This window comes from Limnohabitans sp. (genome assembly GCF_034680285.1).
Lineage (GTDB): Bacteria > Pseudomonadota > Gammaproteobacteria > Burkholderiales > Burkholderiaceae_C > Limnohabitans_A.
Genome location: NZ_JAXITC010000002.1, coordinates 20,152 through 35,627, shown reverse-complemented (window position 1 = coordinate 35,627; position 15,476 = coordinate 20,152). Strand labels below are relative to the sequence as shown.

15 protein-coding genes are annotated in these 15,476 nt (G+C 59.0%); 5 read left to right on the top strand and 10 right to left on the bottom strand.

Annotation, left to right across the window (positions count from 1 at the left end):
* Positions 1 to 102: 102 nt before the first annotated feature.
* The 7 genes from SWE17_RS01940 to rpmH form a co-directional block, all read right to left on the bottom strand.
* Positions 103 to 885, bottom strand: a complete 783-nt coding sequence (locus SWE17_RS01940; RefSeq protein WP_322991449.1) for an SDR family NAD(P)-dependent oxidoreductase — start codon at positions 883 to 885, stop codon at positions 103 to 105.
* Between the two features lie 18 nt (positions 886 to 903).
* Positions 904 to 1,887 carry a fatty acid desaturase family protein gene (locus SWE17_RS01935; RefSeq protein ID WP_322991448.1) on the bottom strand — a complete coding sequence of 328 codons (984 nt, stop codon included), beginning with the start codon at positions 1,885 to 1,887 and terminating at the stop codon, positions 904 to 906.
* A 128-nt stretch (positions 1,888 to 2,015) separates the two neighbouring features.
* Positions 2,016 to 3,428: a tRNA uridine-5-carboxymethylaminomethyl(34) synthesis GTPase MnmE gene (gene mnmE, locus SWE17_RS01930; RefSeq protein WP_322991447.1), complete on the bottom strand. Its 1,413-nt coding sequence runs from the start codon at positions 3,426 to 3,428 to the stop codon at positions 2,016 to 2,018.
* A 63-nt stretch (positions 3,429 to 3,491) separates the two neighbouring features.
* Positions 3,492 to 5,180: a membrane protein insertase YidC gene (gene yidC / locus SWE17_RS01925; RefSeq protein WP_322991446.1), complete on the bottom strand. Its 1,689-nt coding sequence runs from the start codon at positions 5,178 to 5,180 to the stop codon at positions 3,492 to 3,494.
* Complete coding sequence (gene yidD / locus SWE17_RS01920) at positions 5,177 to 5,449, bottom strand: membrane protein insertion efficiency factor YidD (protein WP_322991693.1); 273 nt, start codon at positions 5,447 to 5,449, stop codon at positions 5,177 to 5,179. The genes yidC and yidD overlap by 4 nt, the downstream gene beginning before the upstream one ends.
* The gene (locus tag SWE17_RS01915) at positions 5,449 to 5,895 is read right to left on the bottom strand and encodes a ribonuclease P protein component (RefSeq protein WP_322991445.1); all 447 of its coding nucleotides are present in this window, start codon (positions 5,893 to 5,895) and stop codon (positions 5,449 to 5,451) included. Before SWE17_RS01915 ends, yidD begins: the two co-directional genes overlap by 1 nt.
* A 67-nt stretch (positions 5,896 to 5,962) precedes the next feature.
* Entirely contained in the window at positions 5,963 to 6,097 is a 135-nt protein-coding gene (gene rpmH, locus SWE17_RS01910; protein WP_005798102.1) for a 50S ribosomal protein L34, read from the bottom strand.
* A 240-nt stretch (positions 6,098 to 6,337) separates the two neighbouring features.
* On the opposite strand from rpmH, the gene dnaA reads away from it, so the two are divergent.
* The 3 genes from dnaA to gyrB all read left to right on the top strand — a co-directional run bounded on the left by dnaA (position 6,338) and on the right by gyrB (position 11,695).
* Positions 6,338 to 7,738 carry a chromosomal replication initiator protein DnaA gene (gene dnaA / locus SWE17_RS01905; protein ID WP_322991444.1) on the top strand — a complete coding sequence of 467 codons (1,401 nt, stop codon included), beginning with the start codon at positions 6,338 to 6,340 and terminating at the stop codon, positions 7,736 to 7,738.
* 149 nt (positions 7,739 to 7,887) lie between these two features.
* Positions 7,888 to 8,997, top strand: coding sequence for a DNA polymerase III subunit beta (gene dnaN, locus SWE17_RS01900; protein WP_100118079.1), 1,110 nt, complete (start codon positions 7,888 to 7,890; stop codon positions 8,995 to 8,997).
* Between the two features lie 94 nt (positions 8,998 to 9,091).
* On the top strand, positions 9,092 to 11,695 hold the full coding sequence (gene gyrB / locus SWE17_RS01895) for a DNA topoisomerase (ATP-hydrolyzing) subunit B (RefSeq protein WP_322991443.1): 2,604 nt from the start codon (positions 9,092 to 9,094) through the stop codon (positions 11,693 to 11,695).
* Positions 11,696 to 11,978: 283 nt separating this feature from the next.
* Here gyrB and SWE17_RS01890 read toward each other — a convergent pair whose 3' ends face one another.
* From SWE17_RS01890 to SWE17_RS01880, 3 genes are read right to left on the bottom strand one after another with little or no spacing between them, the layout of a single operon-like run.
* Entirely contained in the window at positions 11,979 to 12,701 is a 723-nt protein-coding gene (locus SWE17_RS01890) for a metallophosphoesterase (RefSeq protein ID WP_322991442.1), read from the bottom strand.
* Between the two features lie 20 nt (positions 12,702 to 12,721).
* Positions 12,722 to 13,147: a type II toxin-antitoxin system VapC family toxin gene (locus SWE17_RS01885; protein ID WP_322991441.1), complete on the bottom strand. Its 426-nt coding sequence runs from the start codon at positions 13,145 to 13,147 to the stop codon at positions 12,722 to 12,724.
* Positions 13,144 to 13,383: a FitA-like ribbon-helix-helix domain-containing protein gene (locus SWE17_RS01880; protein WP_322991440.1), complete on the bottom strand. Its 240-nt coding sequence runs from the start codon at positions 13,381 to 13,383 to the stop codon at positions 13,144 to 13,146. The genes SWE17_RS01885 and SWE17_RS01880 overlap by 4 nt, the downstream gene beginning before the upstream one ends.
* 113 nt (positions 13,384 to 13,496) lie before the next feature.
* Between SWE17_RS01880 and SWE17_RS01875 the strand changes: the two genes are divergently transcribed.
* Entirely contained in the window at positions 13,497 to 14,108 is a 612-nt protein-coding gene (locus SWE17_RS01875) for a 3'-5' exonuclease (protein ID WP_322991439.1), read from the top strand.
* 88 nt (positions 14,109 to 14,196) lie between these two features.
* Positions 14,197 to 15,420, top strand: a complete 1,224-nt coding sequence (locus SWE17_RS01870) for a Fic family protein (protein WP_322991692.1) — start codon at positions 14,197 to 14,199, stop codon at positions 15,418 to 15,420.
* Positions 15,421 to 15,476 lie beyond the last annotated feature (56 nt).

Here is a 15,476-nt window from a genome sequence, read left to right as displayed (position 1 = left end):
TTGTCGCACTTAGCTATGAGGAGTCAGATTTTTGTAGGCTCCAGATGTCCTCAATACGTATGAAAAACCCTTGTTAGACGTGGGGAATCAGACGCATTTGTCTCAGTACATCACCATGCCGCCGTCGACATGAATGCTTTGACCGGTCATGCCACTGGATTCCGCCGATCCCAGGTACACCGCCAAACCCGCAATTTCAATGGGGTTCAGGATGCGGCCCAGAGGCACTCGCGCCAAAGCGGCTTTGACCAGTTCCTCCCCCGTCATGCCCGAGCTGTGTGCCACCTGCGCCTTGAGTTCCTCGACCATGTCGGTCTGGATGAAGCCGGGGCAAATGGCATTCACAGTCACGTTGTGCGGGCTCGCCTCCAAGGCCACGCAACGCGTCAGGCCCACCACGGCGTGTTTGCTCACGTTGTAAGCGCTTTGGTTGCGCGACCCCCATTTGCCTGCAGTGGATGCCATGTTGACGATGCGCCCGTGTCGCCGTGCCTGCATGCCCGGCAGCACCGCTTGCATGAAATGCATCACACCAAACAGGTTCACGTCCAGCATGTCCTGGAAGTCCTGCGGCGCATAGTCAAGGAAGGACTTGGCGCGGTAAACACCCGCGTTGTTCACCAACACATCCACCCGACCAAAGCGTTGTTCGACTTGCGCCACCGCGCCAAAGCACGCATCGCGATCGGTCACGTTGAGGCCCATGGGCATGACGCGCTCCGAAGGCAAGCCCAGCGATTCCTGGACTTCGTTCAGGCGAGCCACATCGGTGGCGATCAAGCAAAGGCTGGCGCCCTCTGCGGCATAAGCTTCGGCGATGGCGCGGCCAATGCCTCGGCTGGCACCGGTGATGATGGCCACTTGCTGGCTGAGGCGATTGGCCATGTGCAATCCTTGGATGAGTCAGATGAGTGCTGCGCCCTTGCGCTGGCGGTTTGGTGTGCCTTGGTCGCTGTCGCCGCCGTTGTTGGGCTTGGACACCGCTTTGCGCAGCACCTGCCTGTAACCTTGCGCCAGCTCCATGCGCGGCTTGAAACCTTGATCAAGCAGCAGCCTGTGCGCTGCAGGCAACTTCCAGCAGGGCGTGAACACAAAGAGGTGGTGCTCCAAGTGGTAATTGACCCAGTACGGGGCGAGCACCATCCGCATGCCCCAGTTCGTCAATGTGGTGCGTGTGTTGCGCAGTCGGTCGTTGTTGTCCCCCACCACCGCATGCTCCGCGATGTTGCGGATGCGGCTGATCACTTGGTACCAGGTCAGCAAAGGCAGCAACCACAAAGCAAAATAAGCCCACCAGACGCCGGCTGAGGCGGTGGCAGCGAAGATGCCCAAATTGGTGAGCAAGAAGAACTTTTCTGCAGCCCACAGGTTCTTCATGCGTTGCCATTGGCTGGGGCTGTCGCCCATCTCCATGCGGAAAAATTCCATGCGCCGCTGATAGCCCGTCACACCCAAAATGTCGCGCCGCATCTTGCGCCAGAAGCTTTGTTTCGTGATCGGGAAAGGTGCCGACAAAATCAGGTCGGGGTCTTCAGCTTGCTGCGTGTGGCGGTGGTGGCTCAGGTGATAGGGTCGGTAAAGCGTGAGGCTCGCACCCACAGGCCAGCCGCACAAAAACGCGCCCAGCGTGTCGTTGAGGCGGGTGTTTTTGAACAAGGCGCGGTGCGCTGCGTCGTGCATCAAAATGGCCAAACCCAGTTGCCGCCCGCCAATGACCACCACGGCGACGATGAAGCTCAAGGGGTTGGGCCATGCAATGAAAAACGCCATGGCCAAAGCAATCACACCCCAAGCATGCAGCACCAAATAAGCACCCATCCAGTCCGACCGCTCACGCAGATAAGCGTCTTGCTCGGGGCTGAGGGTGGGTTGGGTATCGGCGGTCATGGAAGGTGATTTATGCGAAAGCTTTATCTTGAATCCGATGTTCGATCCCATCAGTCGCTGACGCGACCTTTTCGTCGCGACGAGGCCATCGCTCCCACAGGTCCCTCGGGCTGTGCTGTTGCGAGGCTTTACTTACCGATGCAAAAGCTCGAAAAGATCACGCCCAGCAAATCGTCGGCGCTGAACTCGCCTGTGATCTCGTTCAGGGCGTTTTGGCCCAGTCGTAGCTCCTCGGCCAGCAGGTCGAGGTTCTGCGCTTGGGCGGCCAGGTGTGCGTCTGCCACTCCCAAGTGCTCGCGCACGCGGTGCAGGGCCTGCACATGGCGCTCGCGGGCAATGAACAGGCCTTCGCTGGCTTGTTGCCAACCGGCTTGTTGCAGCAGTTGCTGGCGCAGGGCTTGCAGGCCTTCACCGGTTCGGGCCGAGAGCGTCAAGCCACTGCGTTCTTGCAGCGCATGTGCTGCATCGGCCTTGTTCCACACATCGACCACTGCCACGCTGGCGGGCAAGCGGCTTTGCAGGGCGGCGGCAATGTCGGCATCGGCCGTGTCGTAATCGTGCAAGCCCACACGCGTCAGGTCATGCAAAAACAGCACGGCATCGGCGTTTTCAATCTGGCCCCAGGCGCGGGCAATCCCGATTTTTTCCACTTCGTCCACGCCTTCGCCTTCGCGCAGCCCTGCGGTGTCGATCACATGCAAGGGCACGCCTTCAATTTGAATGGTTTGCTGCACCACGTCGCGCGTGGTCCCTGCAATCGGCGTGACGATGGCCAGCTCGGCCCCGGCCAATGCGTTGAGCAGTGAGCTCTTGCCTGCATTGGGCTGGCCCGCGATCACCACCTTGATGCCCTCGCGCAGCAAAGCGCCTTGCCGCGCTTTGCCCAGCACCGTCTGCAGCGCCGTTTGCAGCCGCGTCAACTGCCCCTGCGCATCGGCCTTCTGCAGAAAGTCGATTTCTTCTTCGGGAAAATCCAGCGTCGCCTCGACCAACATGCGCAGGTGAATCAGGGCATCGCGCAGCACATGGATTTCTTTGGAGAAGTCACCCGCCAAAGACCGGCTGGCGCTGCGGGCTGCAGCCTCGGTGCTGGCGTCGATCAGGTCGGCAATCGCTTCGGCCTGCGCCAAGTCGATCTTGTCGTTCAAAAAAGCCCGCTCTGAAAATTCTCCAGGTTGCGCCACGCGCAAACCGGCCAAGCGCGGCTGGCCGGTGGTTGGGTCCTTCTCGGCCGCCGCTTGCAGGCAGCGCGCCACCAGCAGTTGCAACACCACCGGCCCGCCGTGCGCCTGCAACTCCAGCACGTCTTCGCCTGTGAAAGAGTGCGGCGCCACAAAGTGCAAAGCCAATCCGTGGTCGATGGGGCTGCCATCGGCATCTGCAAAAGGCAGGTAGGTGGCCTCGCGCGGCTTGAGTGTGCGGCCGCACAGCGCGTGAATCAGTGAAGCCAAATTGCGGCCCGACACCCGCACGATGCCCACAGCACCGCGACCGGGTGCGGTGGCGATGGCGACGATGGGTTCTTGGTGTCTGGCGAGCATGGCGGTCTTGGGCGATGTAAAGCAAAAAAAGGCCGCTTGCGCGGCCCTTTGGCTTGGGTTTGATTACTTGAACTTGGGCAAGTTGAACTGTGGCGGCACGCCCATGCGGGTGTTGATCATCCACTGTTGCGCGATCGACAAGATGTTGTTCGTGATCCAGTACAGCACCAAGCCGGCCGGGAAGAAGAAGAACATCACCGAGAAAACCAAGGGCATGATCCACATCAGTTTGGCTTGCATCGGGTCTGGCGGCGCGGGGTTGAGCGCGGTCTGCAGCAAGGTGGTCAAAGTCATGACCAAAGGCAAGATGAAGAATGGATCGGGCGCTGAAAGGTCGTTGATCCACAAGATCCAAGGCGCATTGCGCATCTCGACGCTGGACAACAGCACCCAGTACAGCGCAATGAACACGGGAATTTGAACCATGATCGGGAAGCAGCCACCCATGGGGTTGACCTTTTCTTCCCGGTAAATGCGCATCATCTCCTGCTGCATTTTTTGCGGATCGTTTTTCAGACGCTCGCGCATTTCCATGATCTTGGGGTTGATGGCCTTCATCTTGGCCATGCTGGCGTAAGCCTTCGCATTGAGCCAGTAGAAAGCAATCTTGAGCAAGAGCACCAGCGCCACGATGGACCAGCCCCAGTTTTGAATGAAGCTGAACAACTTGTCCAGTAACCAGTACAAAGGCTTGGACAGCATGGCCAACCAGCCGTAGTCCTTCACCAAGTCAAGGCCTGGCGCCAAGGCTTCGAGCACTTTCTCTTCTTGGGGGCCGCTGAACAATTGTGTGCTCACACTCTTGGATTGGCCAGGCGCCACATCGGCCAAGGGAGTGATCATGCCCACGGCGTACAAATTGGTATCGACCTTGCGCACGAAGTTTTCGCGCTGAATGCCGTCTGCCAGCAGCCAGGCCGTTGCAAAGTAGTGCTGCACCATGGCCACATAACCATTGGGCGAAGTCTTGTCGATTTCGGCCTTGTTCTTTTCGATGTCGCTGAACTCGACCTTGTGGTACTTCTTGGCTTCGGTGTAGACAGCGGGGCCTGTGAAGGTCGAATAGAACGACGATTCACCTGCAGGCTTGTTGCCGTCACGCACCAATTGCAAATACAACTGAGGCGACACGTTGGTGGTGCCTGTGTTGACCACTTCATGCTTCACGCCAATGGCATAGCTGCCGCGTTGCAGGGTGTAGGTCTTGATCAACTTTACGCCATTCTGTGCGTCGGACTCGAAGCGCAGCGTCAATTCGTTCTGGCCTTCTTTCAAGCTGCGCTCGCCGCTGAACTTCATGGGCGATTTGTGCGTTGGGAAGTCGCCGCCGATCAGACCGGTTTGCGCCACGTAAACGCGGTTGCTGCTCTGGTCGAGAAACACAAATGGCTTGGTGCTGTCGACAAAGTCTGCGTGCTTCGTGAACTCGGTGCGCACCAGCGAGCCGCCTTCGGTGTCAAAGCTGAGCTTGAGGACATCGGTGGCCACTTCGATTTTCTCGCGGGGTGCCGCTGTAACCGCGGGTACAGACGAAGGCACTTGGCCCGGCGTAGCTGCGACCGCTGCAGGTGCAGCTGTGGGCACGGCGTTGGCTCCGGCAGCTGGTGCAGCAGGCGTTTTGGCTGGCGCAGCAACTTCCGGTTTCGGAAAGAAAGTGGCCTTGTTACCGTTGTAAAGCTGCCATTGGTCCCACAGCAGGACCATGGAAAAACCAAAAATCACCCAAAGGATGGTGCGGCGAATATCGTTCATGGGGTCTTCTTTGAAGAAGTAGGGGAAAACAAAGCAGAAAACAAGCGAGGCGCTTGCGAGGGAACAGGGTCATGACCACCGGTACACCAAGGACCGCAACGCACCAAACGGTGAACCGTGAGGTAAGCGCCTTGGGCCGCACCATGTTTTTCCAGCGCTTGCAAGGCATAGGCCGAGCAAGTGGGCTCAAAGCGGCAGGACGATCCTAACCAGGGGCTCAACAGCAGGCGGTAAACGCGCACCACACCCATCAACAAACGTTGAATGATCATGCGCGAGCCTCTGGCGTTTGGGGGCGAGTGGCCCGCTCGAACAATTGCTCAAGCTCTTGGCGTACAGCCAACTTTAAGGTTTCAGACGTTGCACTGATGAATTGCTTGCGGTCAAACGTGGTGCGCAAGCGAACCACATGGGCGGCCACAGGCAAGCGATCGCCAAAGCGCTCGCTCACGTTGTAGATCTGACGCTTGATGGCGTTTCGCGTCACAGCCCGCCGCGCCCAGCGTTTGGGCACCATGGCACCCAGCCAAACGTCAAACAAGCCAAAAAGGGCCTGCTCCGGTGAAGGTGCAGGCCCAACTTGTTCAGCAGGTGCCAAGGAGGTGTCTGCGGGTTGGGTCAATGTCAAGCGATGCAACGCAAAGTGCGCTGTGCGCGAGACTGTTCCACCCGCCAGGGCGGCCTGAAACTGTGGGCGTGTTTTCAAACGCTGCACGATGGCCAAACCCTGAGATCAACCGGCTGCCGTGGCAACAGGCCACAGCCACCCGGTTGAAAAGGCATTAGACAGCCAGACGCTTGCGGCCTTTGGCGCGACGTGCATTGATCACGGCGCGACCGCCACGGGTTTTCATGCGAACCAGAAAGCCGTGTGTACGGGCGCGACGTGTCTTGGATGGTTGGTAGGTGCGTTTCATAACTCTTCCTTTGTGCCCAATGCCATGAATCAGCTTTGGGCGAAACCCAAGATTATCGCAAACTTTCGGGCCCCCGGCAAATAAACTGTCATTTGCTTTTCGGGTGTTCCCTGATCCCAGCCAGAGCCGATGTGGTTTATGATGGACTTCAGAACCCGTATCGGCATGTGGATAAGCTCTTGATAAGCCTCATTTCTCTGCCATTTTTTCTCTCAACTGTCCACAAAAAACAAATACAACATGTCAGAGGGACTTACCCCAGAATTTCCGATGGATGCCGGCCAAGCTTTGTGGCAGGCTTGTGTGGACGAGCTGTCCCGCGAGCTGCCTGAGCAGCAGTTCAATACCTGGATCAAACCGCTCACTGCGCAGATGTCGGAAGACCAGTTGCGCATGACTTTGTATGTGGCCAACCGGTTCAAACTCGACTGGATTCGTGCCCAGTATGCAGGTCGTTTGACTGCTTTACTGGAAAGCCTGCAAGGTCATCCTGTTCAGATCGAGTTAGTGCTTACTCCTCGTGACGTCGGCATCAGGCCTACAAGGCAGTCCACGCCGTCTTCAATGGAGAACGGACCTGAGCCCATCGATTTGCCCGAAGAGCCGGCCACCAATACCTTCCGCAGCCGACTCAACACCGCCCTGACTTTTGACAACTTGGTTGAAGGCACCGCCAATCGCATGGCGCGTGCGGCGGCCATGCATGTGTCGGGTTCGCCGGGCCACTTGTACAACCCCTTGTTCATCTATGGCGGTGTGGGTTTGGGCAAGACCCACTTGATGCATGCCATCGGCAACAAACTGCTGGCCGACCGGCCCGAAGCCAAAGTTTTGTACATCCACGCCGAACAGTTTGTGTCGGATGTGGTTAAAGCCTACCAACGCAAGACTTTTGACGAGTTCAAGCACCATTACCACTCGCTCGATCTGCTGCTGATCGACGATGTGCAGTTCTTTGCCAACAAGGACCGCACGCAAGAAGAATTCTTCAACGCTTTTGAGGCCCTGCTGGCCAAAAAGTCGCACATCGTGATGACCAGCGATACCTATCCCAAGGGCCTGGCCGACATCCACGAGCGACTGGTCTCGCGCTTCGATTCGGGCCTGACGGTGGCCATGGAGCCGCCCGAACTCGAAATGCGCGTGGCGATTTTGATCAACAAAGCCATCAGCGAAGGCAGCGAAATGCCGGAGGAAGTGGCGTTTTTTGTGGCCAAAAACGTGCGCTCCAACGTGCGCGAGCTCGAAGGTGCGCTGCGCAAAATCCTGGCTTATTCGCGCTTCAACCAGAAGGAAATCTCCATCCAGCTGGCCCGTGACGCCCTGCGAGATTTGCTGTCGATTCAAAACCGCCAGATCAGTGTCGAAAACATCCAGAAAACGGTGGCCGACTACTACAAGATCAAGGTCGCCGACATGTACAGCAAAAAGCGTCCGGCCAGCATTGCCCGCCCGCGCCAGATTGCCATGTACCTGGCCAAGGAAATGACGCAAAAGAGCCTGCCCGAAATTGGCGAGCTGTTTGGCGGGCGTGACCACACCACCGTGCTGCACGCCGTGCGCAAAATCAACGCCGAGCGCCAGCAAATGACCGAATTGAACCAGCAGCTGCATGTGCTGGAACAAACGCTCAAAGGTTGAACCGCAGTGGACTTGAGTTTGCTGCCCGATTTAAGTGATTTGACCCCTCATTGGGCCGTTTTGGGCCCAAAAAACAGCGAAAATGAGCGCTGTTGTGAAAAAGCACCCAGTTTCGAGCTGTGGCGTAAAAAACCATCAAAGGTAGACAAATGATCGTCCTGAAGGCCACCCAAGACAAATTGCTGTCGGTCCTGCAATCCGTGTCCGGCATTGTCGAGCGCCGCCACACGCTGCCCGTGCTGGCCAACGTGCTGATCCGCAAAACGGGCCATGCCGTGCAGCTGACTACCAGCGACCTCGAAATCCAAATCCGCACCACTGCCGAGATGGACGGTGACCCAGGCGACTTCACCACCACCGTGGGCGCCCGCAAACTCATCGACATTCTGCGCACCATGCCTGCTGACCAAACCGTCAGCCTCGAATCGTCGCAAGCCAAGCTGATCTTGAAGGGCGGCAAGTCCAAGTTCACCTTGCAGACCTTGCCCGCAGAAGACTTCCCACTGGTGCAAGAAGCCGCCAGCTTCGGCCCCGTGTTCAGCGTGCCGCAAAAAACCCTCAAGCAATTGCTGGGGCAAGTCTCGTTTGCCATGGCCGTGCACGACATCCGTTACTACCTCAACGGCATCTTGTTTGTGGCTGAAGGCAACCGCCTGAGCCTGGTCGCCACAGACGGCCACCGTTTGGCCTTCACCGCCGCCACGCTGGATGTGGAAGTGCCCACCAAACAAGAAGTCATCTTGCCCCGCAAAACCGTGCTCGAGTTGCAGCGTTTGCTGTCTGACGCTGACGGTGCGATCGAAATGCAATTTGCCAACAACCAGGCCAAGTTCAGCTTTGACGGCATGGAGTTCGTGACCAAGCTGGTCGAGGGCAAGTTCCCCGACTACAACCGCGTGATCCCCAAAGGCCACAGCAACAACCTGACGCTGGGCCGCCAAGCCCTGCTGTCTTGCTTGCAGCGCACCGCCATCCTGACCAGCGACAAGTTCAAGGGCGTGCGCCTGAACCTCGACCCCGGCAGCCTGCGCGTGGCCTCGACCAACGCCGAACAAGAAGAAGCCGTGGACGAACTCGACATTGACTACGGTGGCGACAGCATCGAAATCGGCTTCAACGTCACCTACATCATCGACGTGCTCAGCAACATGGGCCAAGACATGGTCCGCATCGATCTGGCCGACGCCAACAGCTCGGCGCTGATCACGATCCCCGAGAACGACAACTTCAAATATGTGGTGATGCCCATGCGCATTTAAGGCGAAAGCCCTCAAGGCACCTTCAGGGCTCCTTTTATCGAAACCCGCGACCCCTCGCGGGTTTCGGCCATTCAAGCGACAGAGAAAATTGAACATGACCGACGAAATCAACCCCAGCGAAGAAGCTTTCACCACCGCGCAACCCAAGATCGACGCCAACCAAGCGGGCGCATCCGAAGGCTATGGCGAAGGCTCCATCCAGATCCTGGAAGGTCTGGAAGCGGTGCGCAAACGCCCCGGCATGTACATCGGCGATACCTCTGACGGCACGGGCCTGCACCACTTGGTGTTCGAGGTCGTGGACAACTCGATCGACGAAGCACTGGCGGGCCACTGCGACGACATCGTCGTCACCATCCACAGTGACAACTCCATCAGCGTGACCGACAACGGCCGCGGCATCCCCACGGGCGTGAAGATGGACGACAAGCACGAGCCCAAGCGCAGTGCGTCAGAAATCGCTTTGACCGAACTGCACGCAGGCGGCAAGTTCAACCAAAACAGCTACAAGGTCTCTGGCGGTTTGCACGGCGTGGGCGTGTCTTGCGTGAACGCGCTGTCCAAGTGGCTGCGCCTCACGGTGCGCCGCGAAGGCAAAGTCCACCAGATCGACTTTGCCAAAGGATTTGTGCAAAACCGTTTACTCGAGACGGTGGACGGCGTCGAAATTTCGCCCATGCGCGTGACGGGTGCCACCGACAAGCGCGGCACCGAAGTGCACTTTTTGCCCGACACCGAAATCTTCACGCAGAACACTGATTTCCATTACGAGATTTTGGCCAAGCGTTTGCGTGAACTGTCCTTCCTCAACAACGGCGTGCGCATTCGCCTCAAAGACGAGCGCAGCGGCAAAGAAGACGACTTCTCTGGCGCGGGTGGCGTCAAAGGCTTTGTGGACTTCATCAACGCCAACAAAAAAGTGTTGCACCCCAATGCCTTCCACGCCAACGGCGAGCGCCCAGCCGACAGCTACGGCGGCATCCCCGGCACCAGCATCGGTGTGGAAGTGGCCATGCAGTGGAACGACGGCTACAACGAAAACGTGCTGTGCTTCACCAACAACATCCCGCAGCGTGACGGTGGCACCCACCTCACGGGCCTGCGTGCCGCGATGACCCGCGTGATCGCCAAGTACATCGAGAAAAACGAGATCGCCAAAAAGCAAAAAGTCGAAGTCAGCGGTGACGACATGCGTGAAGGCCTGTGCTGCGTGTTGAGCGTGAAAGTGCCCGAGCCCAAGTTCTCCAGCCAGACCAAAGACAAGCTCGTGTCGAGCGAAGTGCGTGCCCCGGTGGAAGACATCGTGGCCAAGGCCCTGACCGACTTCTTGGAAGAGCGCCCCAACGACGCCAAGATCATCTGCGGCAAGATCGTGGAAGCCGCCCGCGCCCGCGAAGCCGCCCGCAAAGCGCGCGAAATGACACGCCGTAAAGGCGTGCTCGACGGCATGGGCCTGCCCGGCAAACTGGCCGACTGCCAAGAAAAAGACCCAGCCCTGTGCGAAATCTACATCGTCGAGGGTGACTCCGCCGGAGGCTCGGCCAAGCAAGGCCGCGACCGTAAATTCCAGGCCATCTTGCCTCTGCGCGGCAAGATCCTGAACGTGGAAAAAGCCCGCTACGAAAAGCTGCTCACCAGCAACGAAATCGTCACGCTCATCACCGCCTTGGGCACCGGCATTGGCAAGGCCAGCGCCGAATCCGGCAAGAGCGGCACCGACGACTTCAACGTCGACAAACTGCGCTACCACCGCATCATCATCATGACCGACGCCGATGTGGACGGCGCGCACATCCGCACCTTGTTGCTGACCTTCTTCTACCGCCAGATGCCTGACCTGGTCGAGCGTGGCCACATCTACATCGCCCAGCCACCACTATACAAAGTCAAGGCCGGCAAAGAAGAGCTGTACCTCAAAGACGGTCCGGCGCTCGATGGCTTCTTGCTGCGCATCGCGCTCAAAGACGCCAGCATCAGCACGGGCGGCGCTGCGCCGCAAGTGCTGACTGGCGAGACGCTGGAAGCATTCGCCCGCAAACACCAAGTGGCCGAACACGTCATTGCACGCCTGTCCAACTTCATGGACGCCGAAGCCCTGCGTGCCATGGCCGACGGTGTTTCGCTTAACTTGGATGGCATGGAACAAGCCGCTGCATGCGCCCCCGCGCTGCAGGCCAAGCTGCGCGAACTCAACACCACCGGCATCCCCGCCGAAGTGACCGCCGAGTTTGACGTGCGCACCGACAAACCGATTCTGCGCATCAGCCGCCGCCACCACGGTAACATCAAGAGCAGCATCATCACGCAAGACTTTGTGCATGGTGCCGATTACGGCGCTCTGGCCGAAGCGGCCGAGACCTTCCGCGGCTTGCTTGGCGAAGGTGCCAAAGCCCTGCGCGGCGAAGGCGAGCGCCAGAAAGAAGAAAAAGTGGGCGACTTCCGCCAGGCCATGCATTGGCTCATCAGCGAAGCCGAACGCACCACCAGCCGCCAGCGCTACAAAGGCTTGGGCGAGATGAACCCCGCCCAACTGTGGGAAACCACCATGGACCCCACCGTGCGCCGCCTGCTGCGCGTGCAGATCGACGACGCCATCGAAGCCGACCGCGTGTTCACCATGCTCATGGGCGACGAGGTCGAGCCACGCCGTCACTTCATCGAAAGCAACGCGCTGCGGGCGGGGAATATCGATATTTGATTTTGTGGGTTCTCAGAAGTGATGCAAATTTTCAAATTTGCAAATCAGAAAGGCCCGGTATACCGGGCCTTCTTGTTTGTGCAAAAGACTAAAAAATTTGAAGTTAGACAGGACGGTCTTTGATTGGATTGATAGATAAACGGCGTGATGCTTGGATCTTTTGCGGGGTGCATGTTGCCTCCATGTGGGTGAGGCAATCAGCTTAAGAAATAGGTGCGGCTTCATGAACCAGAGCTTTGCCTAGGACAAAAAAAACTCACTGCTTCTCCCGCCACGAATGCGCCTAGTCCAGCATCCCCGCCACCACCGTGCGCACTTGCACAGGCTCTTGCGCTTGCGCGTCGAACGACATCACCCCCCGCAGACCCACCCCATAACTTTCAAACCCTTGCTCAGCCCAGCGCGCGCTACTGTCGATGTTGTCGTGTTGGTGGCCGTGCACCGTCATGCGCACGCCCATGCGGCGGGCCAGTGAGTCCAGCTCTTTGAATCCGTGGTCGTGGTAGCCGGGCGCTTCGTGGGTGATGAGGATGTCGGCTTGCAGCGAGGCCAGTTGTTCCACCTCGTCGGGGTAGATGGTGGACCAGTGCTTGAGGTGCACGCCGCCTTGCCAGCGGTCTTGGCGCGGGGTGAAGCTGGTGTGCTCTTCGCGGTTGCGAAACTTGGGCGCTTGCTGGTCTTTGGGGTACCACACCGTACCGCGAAACACACCGCCCAGCCCGGCGATGCGCGTGCCGCAGGGCAGCGTGACGACGCGACCGTGCAGTTGCCGCTCGCTCACCTCTGGGTGCCAGACGTTGCCAAAGTTGTCCGCGTGGTCGGTGTCGTGGTTGCCGTGGATGAACCAGACCCGCTCCCAAATCGCTTCCAGCTCGATGTGCAGCGGCCGTGACGGCTCCAGGTCGCCCAGCAAGATCACGGCGCGGGCGTGGGTTTGCAAGGCGGCATCGATGATGTGCTGCCATTGGCCGTGGGGGTCGCCGCAGAAGAGGATGGGGCCGGTCATGTGTGCGCAGCTTGGGGCGGTCAGTGTTGAACTGTCCAGGGGTTGATCACGGTGATGCCCGCCGCTTCAAACGGGCTGGCGTCGCGCGTAGCCACCATGAAGCCATGGCGCTTGGCCGTGGCGGCGATGTAACCGTCAGCGGTCGAGATGGCTCGGCCTTGGGTGCGGGCTGTCGATAGGATGTCTGCATAGGCCTGAGACGCGTTGGCGTCAAAAGGCAGGATTCGGTCAGCGAACAAAGGCAGGATGCGTTGCTCCAGACCCAGGAACAGGGTTTCTTTGCGTTTGCCCGATGGCAGGGCCGCGATGCCAAAGCGCAATTCGGCCAGGCTGATGGCGGACAGGTAAAGGGTGTCGATGGATTGCGCGTCGATCCACGCCAAAACGCCCGCATCCGCAGACAGCTTCAGTGGCTCCGAGATCACGTTGGTGTCGAGCAAGATCATTCAAATCCCATGGGTTTTGCGGGTGTTTTGTCGCGCTCCATATTTAAGTCAAAGCCGCCAGCCTCTTGGCCAATTTCGGCCAGCAGAGATCCCAGTTGGATGCGTCCTTGGGGGCGTGCGGCTTGCTCAAGTATGGCGCGCACTTCGGCCTCGGTGCTGCGGCCCGCCAATGCGGCACGCTGTCGCAAAGCTCTGTGGGTTTCTTCGGGCAAATTGCGGATGGTGATGGATGACATGGCAGGGTCTCCTTGAGCTGAGCTTCATGATATCATTTTAAGTTAATTGATATCAAATAAAAGCTTGTGAGTGTCAATCCCATCAGCGCGGGCAGGCACACCACTGACCCTGAATGACCCAAATCGCCATCATCGACTTCGAAACCACTGGCATCTCGCCCAATATGGGCGACCGCGCCACCGAGGTGGCCATTGTCATGCTCGAAGGCGGGCAGGTGGTGGACCGCTACCAAAGCCTGATGAACGCAGGGGTGCGGGTGAACAGTTTCATCACCCAGCTCACGGGCATCACCAACGAGATGGTGCAGGCCGCCCCCCCGGCCGAGCAGGTGATGCGCGAGGCGGCTCGCTTTGTGGCCGGGCGGCCCATGGTGGCGCACAACGCGGCGTTTGACAAAAAGTTTTGGCAAGCCGAGCTGGCGCGTTGCGGGCAAGACGGCTCGCACGCCTTTGCCTGCACTTTGTTGTTGTCGCGCCGCCTGTACCCGCAAGCGCCCAACCACAAGCTGGGCACGCTGGCCGCGCTGCACCATTTGCCGTCGTCAGGCCGCGCCCACCGGGCCCTGGCCGATGCCGAGATGGCCGCGCATTTGCTGGCGCAGATGCAGCATGACCTGAAAACCCGCTACGGCTGCCAGCAGGCCGACCACGCTTTGCTGATGGGCCTGCAACGCACCAGCCGCCACATGGTGGGGCCGTATTTGAAGCAGCGGGCGCAGGGTTGAATAAAAGCGCATTTCAAGTCGCATTCGAAGTCGCAAAACTTTCCGCATGATTTGATAAATATCTATACATGACATAGACTTGCGTCTTATGTCAAAGTCGCAAAAATTTGAGCTTTATGACCATCCCGCACAGATGGAGCCCTTGCTACCTGCCGAGGGCCGTATGGGCCCATTGCTGGAGCGTGCGCATGACCTGATCCGCAAGGCAGACCGTTTGTCGGGCTGGTGTCCGAGCGGGGCACTGCCGGGGCTGCGCGCATCGTTACGGGCCATGAAATCGTATTACTCCAACAAGATCGAGGGGCAGCACACCTTGCCGGTGGAGATTGAGCAAGCCCTGCGCAACGATTACGCCCAAGATGCCGACAAGGCCCGCCGCCAACGCATGGCGCTGGCCCACATGGCGACCGAGTCGCAATTGGAGGCGTTGTGGCCTGCGTGGGACGGTGCCCAAGTCTGGTCGGTGCAGACCGTCTGCGACATCCACCAGGATTTGTTTGCCCGTTTGCCCGAAGCCGATCGCCAGCTTGAATCACCCTCTGGCCCGCAAACCTTGCAACCCGGTGCTTTGCGTGAACGCGAGGTGAGTGTGGGGCGGCATGCCGCGCCCGCTGCGGCGGCTTTGCCAGCTTTTTTAGCCCGTTGGTCGACTCTGTATTCGGGCTTGCGCCGAGGCGAGCTGCAGTTGGTGGCCATGGCGGCGGCGCACCAGCGGCTGGCCTGGATTCACCCCTTTGCAGACGGCAACGGGCGTGTGGTGCGGCTGCACAGCCATTTGGTGTTGGGTCATATGGGCTTGACCAACGGTTTGTGGTCGCCTTTGCGGGGCTTTGCCCGCACGCACGAAGCGTATTACGCCAATTTGGCAGCAGCCGATGAACCCCGGGCGGGAGATTTGGATGGCCGGGGCAACCTGACCGAGTCGGGGCTGATCCGATGGATTGATTATGTGCTGGGCGTGTGCATTGATCAGGTCGACTTCATGTCGGGCTTGCTGTCACTGGATGCCATGAAGGACCGCATGGCCGCCTGTCTGGCCTACGAAGAAAACGTGGTCAAGCAAGGTGTGCGCTCAGAGGCTTTGCGGGCGCTGCATTATTTGTTTGCTTCGCAGGCCGAGCTGGACAGGGCCGATTTTAAAGCCATGCTGGGCTTGGGCGAGCGCTTGGCCACGGCGCAGGTGTCGGCTTTGCTCAAAAGGGGTTTGTTGGAAAGCGATTCGCCCCACGGCAAGCTGCGCTGGGGCGTGCCGCAGCTCGCGTTGCGCTTTTACTTTCCGAGTTTGTGGCCGGAGGCCGAGGCCCAGGGCTGAAAGCCCTTCACCCCAAACTCTGCGGTAAAGCTGTTTGTAACGCACTGGCTTGAGCG